The organism is Mesorhizobium sp. M0991 (assembly GCF_040318915.1).
Classification (GTDB): Bacteria; Pseudomonadota; Alphaproteobacteria; order Rhizobiales; family Rhizobiaceae; genus Mesorhizobium.
This window is the reverse complement of record NZ_JAMYNE010000004.1, coordinates 61,510-76,734: the sequence shown is the minus strand read 5'-3', so window position 1 is coordinate 76,734 and position 15,225 is coordinate 61,510. Positions and strand designations below refer to the sequence as shown.

Sequence of the window (15,225 nt, the reverse complement as noted above, 5' to 3'; positions counted from 1 at the left end):
ACTGAGATAGCGACGAACTGCCATTTTTGCTACTGTTTCTATTCGCAGCCGGTGGTCGGCTGGCCGGCGGCGCCATATTCAAAATACTGACAAAATCGTCGGCCAGGCTGGCCGTGCTTGGAAATTCGATCGGGCTTGGGGAAGCAATCATGATCAAAGTGACGCGGCGGACGCTGCTTGCCGGCACGTCCGCGCTGGCCGCTGCCGGCCTGGTGCCGTTTCGGGCATTCGCAGCGGCGCGCACCTATCACGCGCTGCTTGTTGCCTGCACCGATTACCCGAACCTGCCGAAGAAAAACTGGCTGATCGGACCGAAGAACGACGCCGGCCTGGTGCGCGATTACCTCTTGAAGAACACGCCCGCGCCGGTGAAGTTTTCAGCCGAAAACGTCACGCTGCTCGCCAAGGATGTCGAAGGCGCCAACGGACCGCCGACACATGCGGCGATCAAGGCGGCGTTGGCCGACCTTGCCGCCAAGGTCCAGCGCGACGATTTCGTCTACCTGCATTTGTCCGGTCACGGCGCGCAACAGCCGGCGGCGAGCAAGGGCGACGAGACCGACGGCCTCGACGAGATTTTCTTGCCGTCCGACATCGACAAATGGGTGAACCGCGAACAAGGCGTGCCCAATGCGCTGGTCGACAACGAGATCGGCACCGCGCTCGACGCCATCCGCGACAAGGGCGCCTTTATCTGGGCCGTGTTCGACTGCTGCCATTCCGGCACCGCGACGCGCGCCGCCGCGGTCGACGACGAGCTGGAACGCAAGGTCGAGTTCGCCGATCTGGTCGGCGGCGACGACGCTGCCAGGGCGGCTGCGGTGAAAGCCTATGACGAGATTGCGTCGGCCGCGCCGCGCGGCTTTGACGAGGACGGGCAGCGCAAGCCGGCCTTCAAGCTGACGCCGACCGGCGCCGAGCCGACCACCAAGGGTAAATTGGTCGCCTTCTACGCGGCGCAGACGGTGGAGACGACACCTGAGATGCCACTGCCCAAGGGCACGGCCGATGCGCCGCGTTTCGGGCTGTTCACCTTCACCATCCTGTCGAAACTGGCCGAGAACCCCAACATCACTTACCGCCAGCTCGGCCAGGCCGTGCTGCAGCAATATTCGGCCGACGGCCGCACCCGGCCGACGCCGCTATTCGAGGGAGAACTCGACGCACGCGTCTTCGGCACCGACCGGACCGACGCGGTCATGCAATGGCCGATCGTCATCGAGAACGACAAAGCCACGATCGGCGCCGGACTGCTGCATCGGCTCACCCCCGGCAGCAGCCTCGCAGTATTGCCCTCGGCGTTGTCGCCGCTGTCCGAGGCGCTTGGCTATCTCCAGGTGCAGTCGGCGAAAAACCTGGAAAGCCGGGTCAAGCCGGTCGAGTTCGGCGGCAAGCCGGCGCTCAAGCTGGCCGACATCCCCGCCAATGCCTATGCCCGGCTGGCCGAGCTCGCCGTCGACTACAAGCTCGTGGTCGCGCGGCCGGCGGCGATCAAAGGCCTGGAGAAGGAGGCCGCGCTGGCCAATTCGGTTCTCGACGAACTGGCGGCCAGGGAGAACTCGGGGTTCCACATCGCGCTGGTCGAGCCCGGCAAGAGCGCAGATCTGCGTCTCGCCGTGCTGCGCGAGAATGCCATTGCCGGCGCCGCAGAAGATGCCACCGACGCGCCGGCGCTGTGGTTCCTGCCGGCTTCGGGCGACATGACGCTGAAGGACGGCAACAAGCCGCCGATGATCGTCATTCATCCGGATGGCCGCGAAAAGTTGATCGACGCCGCGGCAGGGACTCTGACGAAAATCTTCCGCGCCATCGGCCTGTCGCGGTTGGCCGCCGCTTCCGATTATCGGCCGGAAGAAGTCAGTGTCGAGTTCCGGATCAAGCGTTTTGACAGTGACACGCTGCAGCCGATCGAACCGTCGACGGTGCCGCGTGTTTCTCCCGATGATCAGGTGCACGTGCTGGCCAGGAACAGCTCGACCAACCTGGTCGACATCAACGTGCTCTATGTCGGCTCCGACTATTCCATCCAGCATTTTCTTGCCGAGCGCCTTACCGAAGGCGCCGTGCTCGAGGAAGGCCTGTTCAAATTCACCGACACCAGCTTCGGCATGGAGCGCATGATCGCCGTCTTGACCGAAGCGCCGCCGCAGAGCGAGAAGCAGGATCTGAGTTTCCTGGCGCAAGACGGGGTTGTCTCGGTAACGCGCGGACTGGGACAGCCAAGTTTCTCCGACATGCTGGCCGATATCGGCATGGCGCCGGCGACGCGGTCGGCCATGCGGCTCACCGACGACAAGGGGTCGAAGGGCGCCGTGATGATCTTCCCGATGGAGACGGTGCCGCGCGCCTGAGGCGGGATCAGCGCCCGGCCGGGCCTCTTGCCTAATCGGCTGATAATGAACATTCTTCGACCGCCGCTGTCGGCGGCCGAACGGAACGGATGAGGGCGTTCGTGAACAGGATCGTATTTTCGTGGCGCGCAACAGCCGCCGGCCTTGTCGCCGGGCTATTGTTGGCCGCCAATGCTTCGGCGGACGAGGCTTGCGGCCTCTGCGCCAAGGAGGTCGTCATCAACTCCGAACTGGCGAGCTGCTTTCTCGACCAGTACGACCAGATAGCCAAGACCGGCAACACCGCCGTCGTCGTCGATCTCAGCAGCTGCACCTCACGCGGCGTGGTCGAACCGTTGCCGTCGCCAGGCAAGGCTCAGGTGGAGCCTGACGTGCAGTTCATCGTTTCGCGCACGCAGCTGGATTGCCTGAAGAAGAAGCTGGAGACGCCGGGCATCGTGCTCGACCCGTCCGCCACCATAGAACTGGACAGCTGCGGATGACGAGAGCGGGGGGCAACGCAACGCAGCAGGCAGCGGCGCCGGTACCGCAAAAGAAGCCGGTGTCACTGCCGGAAACCGTCGAAGGCCTGCCGTGGGTAAGCAATCACGAGGTCAAGAAGGAGGCCAACCCGTTCACCGATCGCGACTGGCGCATGCTCGTCTATGCCTGGTCCGGACTGCTGGTACGCCTGGCAATCATCTTCACCTTGATCTTTTCGGTCTACCAGTTCCTGGCGAACCAGGAGCAAAAGCGCGTCGAACAGACGATGTCGTTGGTCGAGCTCTGGGAAAGCAAGGATTACCAGCAGGCACAACGGGCCCTCAAGCAACGTCTGGCGGCGCTCAACGCCAAATACGGCAATCTGCTCAGCGCCAATCCGACGCCGACCGAGGAACAGGTGTTCAGACAGCGCATCGGCATCGAGGCGATGAGCGCTACTGGCGGCGACATGCCGCTTGCCGAGTTCAGCGATAATTTCGACCGCATCGTCTATTTCCTCAACCGCCTTTCCTTCTGCGTCGAAGGCAGGCTGTGCTCGCGCGAGGTCGCCGACTCCTATTTCCGCGACTACGCCGCTTCGTTCTGGAGCTATTTTGCCGGCTATATCGACAAGGAGCGCAAGGCCGGCTCGCCGACTTTTGCCCTGCCGATCGAGAACTATGTGCGCCAGGCGCCACCTCCGGCCCAGTCCAGATAATCCCCCAAATGCGAAAGCCGGCGACGGAAATGCTCCTCCGCCGGCTTTGGTTGGAGCATTTTGCAGCCAAGTGTGATCACACTTGGCGTCGCAGAAATGCGGCTAAATAGATAACCCGCCCCGATGATCGCGGCCGAAATTCTGCACGCCTATTTGTACAGGCTGTTGATCCACTGGACGTTGATGGCGTTCAGGCGCACGGCGGTATTGGCATCCGGGCTCTCGGCCACGTTCACGCCGGTGATGACGCGCTGCTTGGAGCCATTGTCATAGGCATAGACCGAGCTGCCGCTCGATCCTGGATACGTGTCACAGTCGTACTGGAAATACTCGGTGGCGATGTTTTCGGCGCGCACTTCGCAGGTCGCCTTCCACATCGTGCCCATCGGCTTGTCGCCGGGATAGCCGATGATGTTGGCAGTGAAATCGCCGAGATCCACGTAATTGGCATAGCCCAGCCAGCCGAGATTGGTGCCGACATCCTGTTTCAGAGTAACGATGCCGAGATCCCACGGCACGACGGAGCCGTAAAAGCCCTGGTAATTGTCGATGAAGCCCTGGACGATATAGGCGCTTTCATAGGTGAAGGCGCCGAACGGTGCGTCGTCGGCGGTCTTGCCGTTGAGAGCCGGGACGAACAGGATGTCGTCCAGCCAGGCCTTGTCTTCGTGGCTGTAGAGGCAGTGCGCCGCGGTGAGCACCGTGCGCGGGCCGATCAGCGTCGCCGAGCAGCTGCCGTAGCTGCCGCTCTTCGATTTGCCTTCGAGATAGCCTATCGCGGTGAACGGGTAGGTTTTGGTATTCTTGATCTGCTCGCGGTCGTCCGTCCCGAACACCTGGCGGCCGGCCTCTTCGCCTCCGCTCAGTCCGGAATTATCGGACTTCTGCCCGTCGGCGGGCGCGTTCATTTCCTTGATGACAAGGTCCTTCAGCGTCTCGTTCGGGTCGATCTTGATGTCCTTGCCATCGGCGGAGCGGCCGACGATGCCGTAGGATTTGACGGCCGTTGCTTCGTCGGTGAGTGGCGCGGCGCGGTTGGCCTCGTCGTCGGTCAATTTCGGCGGGGCGATCGGCTTCGCCCGGCCGGGCTTGTAATCGCCCGATGTCACGTCCCGCATGCTTTCGCCGTTGCCGGCATTGGCGGAACCTGGATCGGCAGCCAAGGCAGGAACCGCCCACATTGCGGTGGAAAGCAACGCGGACGCAATAATGCTATGTGTCAGTTTTGTCATGGTGAGACTCTCCCAAAAGTCAGCAAGGACTGGATCAAGATACAGAAATATTGTCGAGATCGTGGTGGCGCAGAAAAATGAAATTGGTTACCGGTGCCTTTACCGGGCCATTATTCAGTGCAGCCAGTTTAGGTCCCCGCCAAAAATGCCTGCAACGGTATACTGCCTAAAATAATCCAACATTGGCAACGACAAATTGCTTCCACATAGCCCGTGGGGGGCTATAGGATTTTGGGCGGGTTTGGCTCGACAGCACGATTAGCAGAAATGGTGCTCGGCTTTGTGACGGATCGTGCTTCGCCGTGGAGCATGATCTCACCGGCCGGTTCCATTTCAGTGGATCATGCGTCGGCGACTAACCTGTCGGGAACATCGTCTCAGGGGGTTCGAGGTGAAGATCATCCATAGATTCAGACCGATTGCCGCCGCCGCGCTGCTTGGCATCGCGGCGGCCGTGCCGGTCGTCAATTCCGTTCATGCCGGGAACACGGCCGCCCGGCCGGAGGCGGCGATCTCGCCGATGAAACGCGTGGCCGAGGCCAGGGCAAAGGCCAGGGCGGAGAACCCCGACGGCGCCGATCGCGTCTACGGCGGCAAAGAGGCCGAGAAGGGCGCTTACCCGTTCCAGGTGGCGTTGCTGACCACCGGCAAACTGGACAAAAGCCCGGCCTCGCAGGCGAATGCGCAGTTCTGCGGCGGCAGCCTGATCGCGCCGCAATGGGTGCTGACGGCGGCGCACTGCCTCAATGACGACGGCGAGCCGATTCCGCCTGATGTAGTCACCGTGCTCACCGGCGCCACCGATCTCAGCGAGGGCAAGCGCTACAAGGCGGTGGAGATCATCGTCAACGAGGGCTATAGCGAGCAGACGCTGGACAACGATCTCGGCTTGATCCGGCTGGCCGAGCCGGCCGATGCCCCGACCATCAAAATTGCCCGTGAGCCGACCCCCGACGCTGGCAAAACGATGGTCACCGGTTGGGGCAAGATGCAGGACGGAACATTTCCCACCGCGCTGATGGTCGCCGACCTGGACCTCCAGCCGAACGCAACCTGCAACAGCGGCATCAAGGCGATTTATGCGCATGATTTGAACGCAGCGCTCGGCGAGCTCGCCCGCCGCATGCGTTATTCGGAAAGGGGCATCGAGGCGGCCGCCAACGCGATTGCAGCCGACATGGCCGATCCGCTGACCGGCAACATGATCTGCGCCGGCACCGCAAGCGGCGAGCGCGACGCCTGCAATGGCGACAGCGGCGGACCGCTGTTCATGACCGGCGCCGATGGTCCGGTGCAGGTCGGCGTCGTCAGCTGGGGCGAAGGGCCGGCCGACGGCAGCACCGCCTGCGGCCACAAGAACGCCTACGGCATCTACACGCGGCTGGCCAATTACACCGGCTGGATCGAGGAGAAGATGAAGACGGCAGCGCCCGTAGCCGCAGCGCCCAAAGCCCTCGGCACGGCTCAGAAGCCGGCCACGCCCTGACCGCTTCCGCCTGCTGAATGTACGGCGGGAGCAATCCCGCCGTTTCTGCCCGGAAACTTTTGGTCGGGGCTAAAGCGCGTCGCGTCCGACCGGCCTCATGCGACGCACTTTAGGTTCTTGTTTCAATGCATGTCGTTATCGCAAAACCGCTGCACACTTTTGCGCGACATGCATCAGAACCAGCGATCGCGGCGCTGGTCTGTGGCGGCCAAGGTGAGGCCCAGTAGCGCCCCTACTGCCGCTCCGAGTATGAATGCGGACGATATTGTGCCAGGATTCTCCTGGACGACCCCGGACACCGTCTGCGCCCTGTTGCGGAGGGCTTGTGCCGTCCGGGAGGCGCGCTCAGCAGCGTTGTCATACCAGCCGCCGGCGTCTTCGATCGCCTCTTCCGCGCGTTCGGCCAAGGTCCGATTGATCTTGCTGATCTCGCGCCTCAGCTGCGCGACCTGCTTCTCCAGGGCTTCCTGAGCTTCACGTTGAGTCATCTTCGGTGTTGCGGATTCGTTCGGTTCGTCGGCCATGGTAATCTCCTTTGCTCAGGTTCGGCTCAACGGCCGGCCCGCTATCTAGGTTCCTCCGCAAAACGCGTCTGTCCGGTGTTTGTTCGTTGAAAGCGCGGCTTTGCCTACGAAATCGGCTTGAACATCGGATCGTTCCGGCGCTCCCCGCGTTGGTGAAAACGCCACAAGGGAGGAACCGCCATGGATGACGATCTGCATGAAAAAATTCGGCAGCGAGCCTATGAGATCTGGGTGCGCGAGGGCCGCCCGCACGGCGCACATGAGCGTCATTGGCAGCAGGCGAAACATGAGCTGGACCTCGACGACGCGACAACCGTGCCGGCAGATGGCGCGACAGACCGCGGTCCCACTGGAACGATCGCCAGTTCCGACGTTCTGACCGTCGAGGCGCTGGCGATGCGCACCGGGATAACCGGTGATCAGGCGCAAGAGCTGATCGACAGGCTTGGCAACGACAGAGCGACGCTCGAGGAAGCCGCGCGGAACCTCAAGGCAGCCGAAAGTTAGCCGCTGGCCACCGTGTCGAAGACAGCTACCAATTTGCGCTGCCGGCTCTTTTCGATGAAAACGGACCGCAGACCGTCGTCGCCTACTTCCGTGGCGGCCCCTTACGCTCGGCCGACGCCGCCCAGAGGTTGATATCCGACTCGCGGGCAAAGGTGTCGATCTCGGCGAGCTCGGCATCGCTGAAGTCGAGCGCTTCAAGCGCGCCGACGCAATCCTCGACCTGTTCCGGCCGGCTGGCGCCGATCAGCGCCGATGTGACCCTGCCCCTGCGCAGCACCCAGGCCAGCGCCATCTGCGCCAGCGTCTGGCCGCGGCGACGGGCGATGACGTTCAGCGCCTCGATATTGGCGATCGATTTGTCGTTGATGAATGCCGGGCGCAGCGACTTGCCCTGGCTGGCGCGGCTGCCATCGGGGATGCCGCCGAGATATTTATCGGTCAGCATGCCTTGCGCCAGCGGCGAGAACACGATCGAGCCGACGCCAAGTCCCTCCAGCGTGTCGAGCAGGCCGTCGTCCTCGACCCAGCGGTTGAGCATCGAATAGCTCGGCTGATGGATCACGCAAGGCGTGCCGAGCTGCTTCAATATGTCGGCGGCTTCGCGGGTTCTCTGCGAATTATAGGAGGAAATGCCGGCATAAAGTGCCTTGCCCGAGCGCACCGCGTGATCGAGCGCGCCCATCGTTTCTTCCAACGGGGTGTCGGGGTCGAAGCGGTGCGAATAGAAGATGTCGACATAGTCGAGGCGCATCCGCTTCAGGCTCTGGTCGAGGCTGGCCAGCACATATTTGCGGCCGCCCCATTCGCCATAAGGTCCTGCCCACATTTCGTAGCCGGCCTTGGTCGAGATGATCAGCTCGTCGCGATAGCCGGCAAGGTCCGTCCGCAGGATTTCGCCGAAGGCCCGCTCCGCCGAGCCGGGCGGCGGGCCGTAATTGTTGGCGAGGTCGAAATGCGTGATACCGAGATCAAACGCCCTGCGCGTGATCGCCTGCTTGGTTCTATGCGGCGTGTCGTCGCCGAAATTGTGCCACAGCCCAAGCGAGATCGCCGGCAGCTTCAGGCCGGAGCGCCCGCAGCGATTGTAGACCATCTTTTCGTAGCGGTTTTCGGCGGGAACATAGGGCATGGAAAATCCTCATATCGAAACGAGCCCGACGGCTGCCGCCGCGATGACGGGCAAGTCGACTTCGGCCCCACCCTTAGCCTCTCCCCGCGCAAACGGGGAGAGGCTTTTGCGGTGCTTGGGAGGTGCGCCGCCTACTTCGTTTTCTTCTTCGCCAGCAGCTCCTTCGCTGCCTTGACGCCGAGTGCTGCGGGCCGCTCGCAGCTGGTCTGCATGACAACGAACTTTCCGGTCTCGCCCGAGCGCAACAGGCCGGTCATGACGTCGACGGCATGCAGCGCCAGTTCCATCGAGCAGCGATGCGGCCGGCCTTCCCTGATCGCGATCGCCATGTCGGCAAGGCCGGCGGTGCGGTAGTTGGCCATCATGCCGTGCGAATGCATCTCGTTGGGCACGCCGAACGGATGCCGCCATTTCGGCAGCTTCTTCACCGGCTTGGCGGCTTCGGTGTAGCGCACCTCGCCGCCGAAGAAGTTCGGATCCGGCACGAACACCGTGCCTGCCTCGCCATAGAGTTCCATCGGCGCGTGGCCGTGGCTCCAGACATCCCAGCTGGTGTTGAGCGTCACCACGGCGCCGTTCTCGAATTCCAGCACGCCATGGATCGTCGTCGGCGTGGAGACCGGGATCTTTTCGCCGGCACGCGGCTTCGAGCTGATGATGCGTTCCGTCATCGGGATCGAAGCAAAAGCCGCGACCTGCTTCACCGGCCCGATCAGCTGGATCAGGTTGGTGATGTAATAGGGTCCGATGTCGAGCACCGGCCCGGCGCCCGGCTGGAAGAAGAAGTCCGGATTGGGGTGCCAGTGCTCCATGCCATGGCTCATCACATGACAGGTGCCGCTGGTGATCCTGCCGAGCCTGCCGGTGTCGATCAGGTCGCGGACAAGCTGGTGCGCGCCGCCGAGGAAGGTGTCGGGGGCAGAGCCGATGCGCAGCCCCTTGTTTTCCGCCCGTTTCTTCAGGTCGAGCCCTTCCTTGACCGACAGCACGAAGGGCTTCTCCGAATAGACGTGCTTGCCGGCATCGAGGATCTGCTTCGACACTTCGTAATGCACCGCCGGAATGGTCAGGTTGACGATGATGTCGATATCGTCGGCCTTGAGCAGCCCCTCGACGGTCTCGGCGCGCAGCTTGAACTCTTTTGCCCGCGCTTTCGCCGCTTCCATGTTGATGTCGGCGCAGGCGCGCATCTCGATGCCGCGAAACAGCGGCGCCAGCGAGAAATACGCCTTCGAGATGTTGCCGCAGCCGATGACGCCGATGCCAAGTTTTGTTGCCATGCTGGTGTGCTCCTAATAGGTCTTGGCAGCTGCGATCGAGCGGCGGGCGAAGCGCTCGATGTCGTTGGGATTGTCCTGTTCCATGACGTAGTATTTTGCAGCGCTTTTGGCGCGCAGCGCCTTGATCAGGCCGGGCCAGTCGATGGTGCCGTGGCCGACATCCGACCAGCCGTCCTCGTCGAGGCCCTCGCCCGGCTTGGCCATATCCTTGACGTGGACGGCGACGATGCGCTTGCCGTGCTTCTCGATCCAGGGCAGCGGATCGACGCCGCCGCGCACCACCCAGGCGACATCCATCTCCCAGCCAATGTCGGGCGCGGAAGACAGGATATGGTCCTGCGGCACCGAGCCGTCGGCAAGCGCCTTGAACTCGAAATCATGGTTGTGCCAGGCAAAGCCATAGCCGGCTTTCTTGGCCGTCTCGCCGACCTTGGCCAGGCGTTCGCCGAAGCCGCGCCAGCCGGCAGCGTCGGCCGGCCTGAACTCGGCGTTCAGGAAGGGGCAGATGAGCAGCGTGATGCCGAGCGCGTCGGCCGTCCTGCGCACGCCGTCGAAATCCTTCTCGAGCGCGTCGATCGAGAAGTGCCCGGTCGGCATGGCAAGGCCGTTCTTGCCGAGCTCGACACGGAACGCCTTGGGATCGTCATAGACGCCGCCGAATCCTTCGACTTGGCTGTAACCAAGCTCGCCCAGCATTTTGAGCACACCCTCCCAGGGCTGGAAATTGCGAGCGCTGTAAAGTTGGAATGACCAGTTCATCGTCTCTGTCCGTTTTCTTGTGGATGGTTAGTCTTGGGGGATGGGATCTTGGGGGGAAATGGAAGAATCTTGGGGGGCTAAATCATGCTCTAGAGGCGGCTGCCGGTGGCGGCGTCGAACAGCGAAGCGCGCATCGGATCAAAACCGATGCCAACGGCCTCCGCGTTGTTTGGCGTGCGCTCGGCTGTCACCCGTACCGTGAAATTCTGGCCACCGAGCTTCAGCCAGACCAGCGTGTCGGAACCCATGGGCTCGACGACTTCGACATTTGCCGTGGCTGCGAACGGCCATCCCGTGCCGCTGTTGAACGCCACATGCTCGGGGCGGATGCCGAACACGGCCGGCCCCGGCACCGGGTCCTTCTCGAAAGCATAGGTGGCAAGCGGGATCCGCACATCCTCGGCGACAAAATGCCAGTCGCCTGACGCCTGCTCCAGTCTGCCGTCGAGAAAGTTCATTGCCGGCGAGCCGAGGAAGCCGGCGACAAACCGGTTGACCGGCCGGTTATAGATGGTCTGCGGTGCATCGAGCTGCTGGATGACGCCGCCCTTCATCACCGCGATGCGGTCGGCCAGCGTCATCGCCTCGATCTGGTCGTGAGTGACGTAGATCATGGTGTTCTCAAGCTTGCGATGCAGCAGCTTGATCTCGACGCGCAATTCTGCGCGCAGCTTGGCGTCGAGGTTGGAGAGCGGCTCGTCGAACAGAAAGACATCGACGTCACGGACAAGTGCGCGCCCGATCGCCACGCGCTGGCGCTGGCCGCCGGACAGGGCCGCCGGCTTGCGATGCAAAAGCGGTTCGATCTGCAGGATCTCGGCGGCCCGGGCGATGCGCTTGGCGATCTCGTCCTTGGCGAGGCCGGCAACGCGCAGCCCGAACGACAGGTTCTTCTCCACCGTCATCTGCGGATAGAGCGCGTAGGACTGGAACACCATGCCGATGCCGCGATCCTTGGGCTCTTCCCAGGTGACGTTCTTGCCCTTGATGAAGATGCGGCCTTCGGAAACGTCGAGCAGCCCGGCAATGCAGTTGAGCAAGGTCGACTTGCCGCAGCCGGACGGGCCGAGCAGCACGATGAACTCGCCTTCGGCGACATCGAGATTGAGCGTCTGCAGCACCGATATCGCGCCGAAATTCAGCGACAGGTTCTGGATCGAGACACTGGTGCCGTTTGCCCCCTTGCTGCCGTTTACCTCAATGCTGCCGTTTGCGTTCATCGCCATCATCCTTTCACGGCGCCGGCGGCGATGCCGCGCACAAACAATTTTCCGGACAGGAAATAGACGATCAGCGGCACGAGGCCGGTCAGGATGGTGGCTGCCATGTTGACGTTGTATTCCTTCACGCCTTGCACCGAGTTGACGATGTTGTTGAGCTGCACCGTCATCGGATAGGTGTCGGGGCGGGTGTAGACGACGCCGAACAGGAAGTCGTTCCAGATGCCGGTCACCTGCAGGATGATGGCGACGACGAAGATCGGCAGCGACATCGGCAGCATGATGCGGAAATAAATGCCCCAGAAGCCGGCGCCATCGACACGCGCTGCCCGGAACAGCTCCTCCGGCATGGAAGTAAAGTAGTTGCGGAACAAGAGTGTGAGGATCGGCATGCCGAAGATTGAATGGACGATCACCAGGCCGCTGAGGCTGCCGTAAAGGCCGACCTCGCGCAGGATGATGACGATCGGATAGATCATCACCTGATAAGGGATGAAGGCGCCGACGATCAGGATGATGAAGAAAGTGTCGGCGCCTTTGAAGCGCCAGTTGGCAAGCGCATAGCCGTTCACCGAGGCGAGCGCGATCGACAGGATCACCGACGGGATGGTGATGCGCACCGAATTCCAGAAACCACGCGACAGCCCGTCGCAGTTGAGCCCGGTGCAGGCGCTCGACCAGGCCTTGACCCACGGCTCGAAGGTGATCTCCATCGGCGGCGAGAAGATGTTGCCGAGACGTATCTCGGGCATGCCTTTGAGCGATGTCACCACCATCACGTAGAGCGGCAAAAGATAGTAAAGCGCCACCACGATCAGCGTGCCGTAGAGGAAGATGTTGCGGCGCGAGAATGTGTGGCGCGGCTTCGGCCCGCTCGGCCCGTAGGCTTCGAGCCCGCCGGGGCCGGCAATGGCAGGCAATGAAACGGTATGGTCAGACACGCTTCTTGCCTCCGAACTCGAGATAGGCCCACGGCACGATGACGATGATCACCGACAGCAGCATCATCGTCGAGGCGGCGAACCCCTGACCGAGGTTCTGGGCGAAGAACATATAATCATAGACATATTTGGCCGGGACTTCGGAGGCGATGCCGGGCCCGCCGCTGGTCTGGGCGACGACAAGGTCGTAGACGCGAACGATGTTGGAGGCGACGATGACCAGCGTGGTGATGAAGACCGGCCGCATCATCGGTATGATGATGAACAGATAGGTCTTCCAGGTCGGTATCCCGTCGACCCGCGCAGCCTTCCAGATATCCTCGTCGATGCCGCGCAGGCCGGCAAGCATCAGGCACATGATGAGCCCGGTGCCCTGCCAGAGAGCGGCGATCAATATACCGTAGATGACGATGCTGGAATCATAGAGCGGATTGAAGCTGAAGCTCGTCCAGCCGAGGCTGCGCACCACTCCCTGGACACCGAATTCCGGGTTGAGCAGCCACTGCCAGACGAGACCGGTGACGATGAAGGACAGGGCGAAGGGATAGAGGAAAATGGTCCGGAACGTGTCCTCGAACCGTATCTTCTGGTCGAGCAGGGCAGCAAGCAGGAAGCCGATGACCAGCGAGAACACCAGCGACAGCACGCCGTAGATCAGCAGGTTCTCGATCGAGATCAGCCAGCGCGGGGTTGCCCACAGCCGGTAGTACTGGTCGAGCCCGACGAAGTGCAGCCGCGGCAGCAGCTTGGAATTTGTGAAGGAATACAGCACCGTCCAGACAGTGCCGCCGACAAAAATCACCAGCGCGGTGAAGATCATTGGGATCGAGGCAATTTTCGCATTGAGGTTGCGAAAGAGTTGGCTAGGGCGTTCGCTCTTGCTCATCTGCACAGCCGCGCTGGATCGGGTAAGGGCCGGAGGGTCAAGAGGTCTTGACCCGAGCTCCCGACCCTGCGTTTGCGGGGGCGGGAGTGAGACACGGTTGGTCGATCGCTCAATCGGCCGAACCCACGATAGCGGCGAAGCGCTTCTGCGCATCTTCCACGGTCATGTCCTGCTTGGCGAAGAACTCGGAGAACAGATCCTCCTTCTGCTTCTGCGTATCCTGCGAAAGCAGCTGGTCGGTCCAGGGCATGACATTGCCCTTGGCGAGAATTTCGAGGCCCTTCTTCATGCAGTCGTTCGCCGCCTTGAGGTCGACGTCGCCGCGCACCGGCAGCGAACCTTTCTTGAGATTGAAGGCGACCTGCGTCTTGGGATCGAGCAGCGTGTGGGCCAGCACTTCCTGTGCCTTCGATTTTTCGGGATCCTTCAGCAGCGGGAAGTAGAAAGCGTCGCCGCCGGTGGCGATGACCTCGTTGAGACCGAGGCCCGGAAGGCAAGTATAGTCCTTGCCGGCGGTCTGGCCGGCAACCTGGAACTCGCCCTGCGCCCAGTCACCCATGATCTGGCCGCCCGCCTTGCCGGTGATGACCAGATTGGTGGCCTGGTTCCAGTCCTGCACATTGGTGTTCTTCGCCATCTTGCGAGCGTCGTCCGCGGCCTTGAAGACCTTGGCGACCTCGGGCCCGGCGGCGAATTCCGCGTCCTTGTCCTTGTAGACCTTGAGGAAGGCGTCGGTGCCGCCGACCGCCGCAAGCAGCACGTCGAAAGCGCCCGAGGCTTGCCAGGGCTGGCCGCCGACCGCGAGCGGCTGGATGCCTGCTTTTTCAAGAGCGGGCGCCGCAGCGACATATTCGTTCCAGTTCTTCGGCACCGGCACGCCGGCTTTTTCGAAGGCGGCGTTCGACAGCCACAGCCACTGCCAGGAGTGGATATTGACCGGCACGCAATAGATCTTGCCATCGAGGGTACAGCCGTCGAGCAGGCTCTTCGGCTGCACGATTTCCGTCCACTTTTCCTTGGTGGCGAGATCGGTGAGGTCGCGCATCAGCCCGGCCTGCACCAATTCTTCCGCCTGCCGGCCGTGATTGAACTGGGTCGCGCCCATCGGATCGCCGCCGGTGATGCGGCTGATCATGATCGGCCGCGCCGTGCCGCCGGAACCGGCGATAGCGCCGTCCACCCAATGATTGCCGGTTGCGTCGAAAGCCTTGGCGAGTTCGGCGACCGCTGCCGCCTCGCCGCCGGAGGTCCACCAATGGGTGACTTCCAGATCCGTCGCGGCCGCCGGGCCGGCGAATTGCAGCGCGACCGTCGCAGCCAGCGCAGCAGTCATGAGTTGGTATCGCATTTCGTTCCTCCCAGAATCTGAAACGTTACAGATTTTCGATACGGCAATTGCTTGAGGCGCGCAACCCCTCAGGCGAAGGTGGCATCAAGTTTTTTCGAAGCACGAATAAAATCGCGCGGCTCGCCGGCCTACCGCATCGCAACAAGAGGGGTTGCACTGCAAAATGGAATGCTGCGATGCCAAAAAATCGGAAAAAGCCCGTTCCAATCACGGTTTTGCACCGATTGCAGCACCGCTCGTTCTGCATCTGTCGCCAGTGATATGGCGATGGTCGTGACAATCTGTAACGTTTCAGTATATAGCGGTTTCATTCGGTGAAGGCCCGCGGCGAACCCGCGGCCGGCCGATTGCCGGCCTGTCCGGCAACTGGTATGCGCCTGAC

At 62.3% G+C, this 15,225-nt stretch carries 14 protein-coding genes; 5 read left to right on the top strand and 9 right to left on the bottom strand.

Annotated features, from left to right (window positions below; genetic code table 11):
• The first annotated feature begins 149 nt into the window (after positions 1–149).
• From NKH70_RS07975 to NKH70_RS07965, 3 genes are all read left to right on the top strand, one after another.
• The gene (locus NKH70_RS07975; protein ID WP_352713896.1) at positions 150–2,351 is read left to right on the top strand and encodes a caspase family protein; all 2,202 of its coding nucleotides are present in this window, start codon (positions 150–152) and stop codon (positions 2,349–2,351) included.
• Between the two features lie 101 nt (positions 2,352–2,452).
• Complete coding sequence (locus tag NKH70_RS07970) at positions 2,453–2,833, top strand: hypothetical protein (protein ID WP_352713899.1); 381 nt, start codon at positions 2,453–2,455, stop codon at positions 2,831–2,833.
• Positions 2,830–3,531, top strand: a complete 702-nt coding sequence (locus NKH70_RS07965; RefSeq protein WP_352713902.1) for a DUF4760 domain-containing protein — start codon at positions 2,830–2,832, stop codon at positions 3,529–3,531. The genes NKH70_RS07970 and NKH70_RS07965 overlap by 4 nt, the downstream gene beginning before the upstream one ends.
• A gap of 149 nt (positions 3,532–3,680) precedes the next feature.
• Here NKH70_RS07965 and NKH70_RS07960 read toward each other — a convergent pair whose 3' ends face one another.
• Positions 3,681–4,763 (bottom strand): trypsin-like serine peptidase, encoded by a 1,083-nt coding sequence (locus tag NKH70_RS07960; protein WP_352713905.1) that lies wholly within the window; start codon positions 4,761–4,763, stop codon positions 3,681–3,683.
• A 391-nt stretch (positions 4,764–5,154) separates the two neighbouring features.
• Between NKH70_RS07960 and NKH70_RS07955 the strand changes: the two genes are divergently transcribed.
• Positions 5,155–6,249, top strand: a complete 1,095-nt coding sequence (locus tag NKH70_RS07955; RefSeq protein ID WP_353025058.1) for a S1 family serine peptidase — start codon at positions 5,155–5,157, stop codon at positions 6,247–6,249.
• 173 nt (positions 6,250–6,422) lie between these two features.
• Here the strand turns inward: NKH70_RS07955 and NKH70_RS07950 are convergent, their stop codons facing one another.
• Positions 6,423–6,773, bottom strand: a complete 351-nt coding sequence (locus NKH70_RS07950) for a hypothetical protein (RefSeq protein ID WP_352713911.1) — start codon at positions 6,771–6,773, stop codon at positions 6,423–6,425.
• Positions 6,774–6,953: 180 nt separating this feature from the next.
• Here NKH70_RS07950 and NKH70_RS07945 point away from each other — a divergent pair, with 180 nt between their 5' ends.
• Entirely contained in the window at positions 6,954–7,280 is a 327-nt protein-coding gene (locus NKH70_RS07945) for a DUF2934 domain-containing protein (protein WP_352713912.1), read from the top strand.
• A gap of 82 nt (positions 7,281–7,362) precedes the next feature.
• Here NKH70_RS07945 and mgrA read toward each other — a convergent pair whose 3' ends face one another.
• The 7 genes from mgrA to NKH70_RS07910 form a co-directional block, all read right to left on the bottom strand.
• A complete protein-coding gene (gene mgrA / locus NKH70_RS07940) occupies positions 7,363–8,409 on the bottom strand; it encodes an L-glyceraldehyde 3-phosphate reductase (protein WP_352910564.1) in 1,047 nt (348 codons plus the stop codon).
• Positions 8,410–8,540: 131 nt separating this feature from the next.
• Positions 8,541–9,689 carry a Gfo/Idh/MocA family protein gene (locus NKH70_RS07935; RefSeq protein WP_352713919.1) on the bottom strand — a complete coding sequence of 383 codons (1,149 nt, stop codon included), beginning with the start codon at positions 9,687–9,689 and terminating at the stop codon, positions 8,541–8,543.
• 12 nt (positions 9,690–9,701) lie between these two features.
• Entirely contained in the window at positions 9,702–10,448 is a 747-nt protein-coding gene (locus NKH70_RS07930; RefSeq protein ID WP_352713921.1) for a sugar phosphate isomerase/epimerase family protein, read from the bottom strand.
• Positions 10,449–10,537: 89 nt separating this feature from the next.
• On the bottom strand, positions 10,538–11,668 hold the full coding sequence (locus tag NKH70_RS07925; RefSeq protein WP_352713924.1) for an ABC transporter ATP-binding protein: 1,131 nt from the start codon (positions 11,666–11,668) through the stop codon (positions 10,538–10,540).
• 5 nt (positions 11,669–11,673) lie between these two features.
• The gene (locus tag NKH70_RS07920) at positions 11,674–12,609 is read right to left on the bottom strand and encodes a carbohydrate ABC transporter permease (protein WP_352713926.1); all 936 of its coding nucleotides are present in this window, start codon (positions 12,607–12,609) and stop codon (positions 11,674–11,676) included.
• Complete coding sequence (locus NKH70_RS07915) at positions 12,602–13,495, bottom strand: carbohydrate ABC transporter permease (protein ID WP_352910556.1); 894 nt, start codon at positions 13,493–13,495, stop codon at positions 12,602–12,604. Before NKH70_RS07915 ends, NKH70_RS07920 begins: the two co-directional genes overlap by 8 nt.
• Positions 13,496–13,604: 109 nt before the next feature.
• Positions 13,605–14,843: an ABC transporter substrate-binding protein gene (locus NKH70_RS07910; protein ID WP_352456792.1), complete on the bottom strand. Its 1,239-nt coding sequence runs from the start codon at positions 14,841–14,843 to the stop codon at positions 13,605–13,607.
• Positions 14,844–15,225 lie beyond the last annotated feature (382 nt).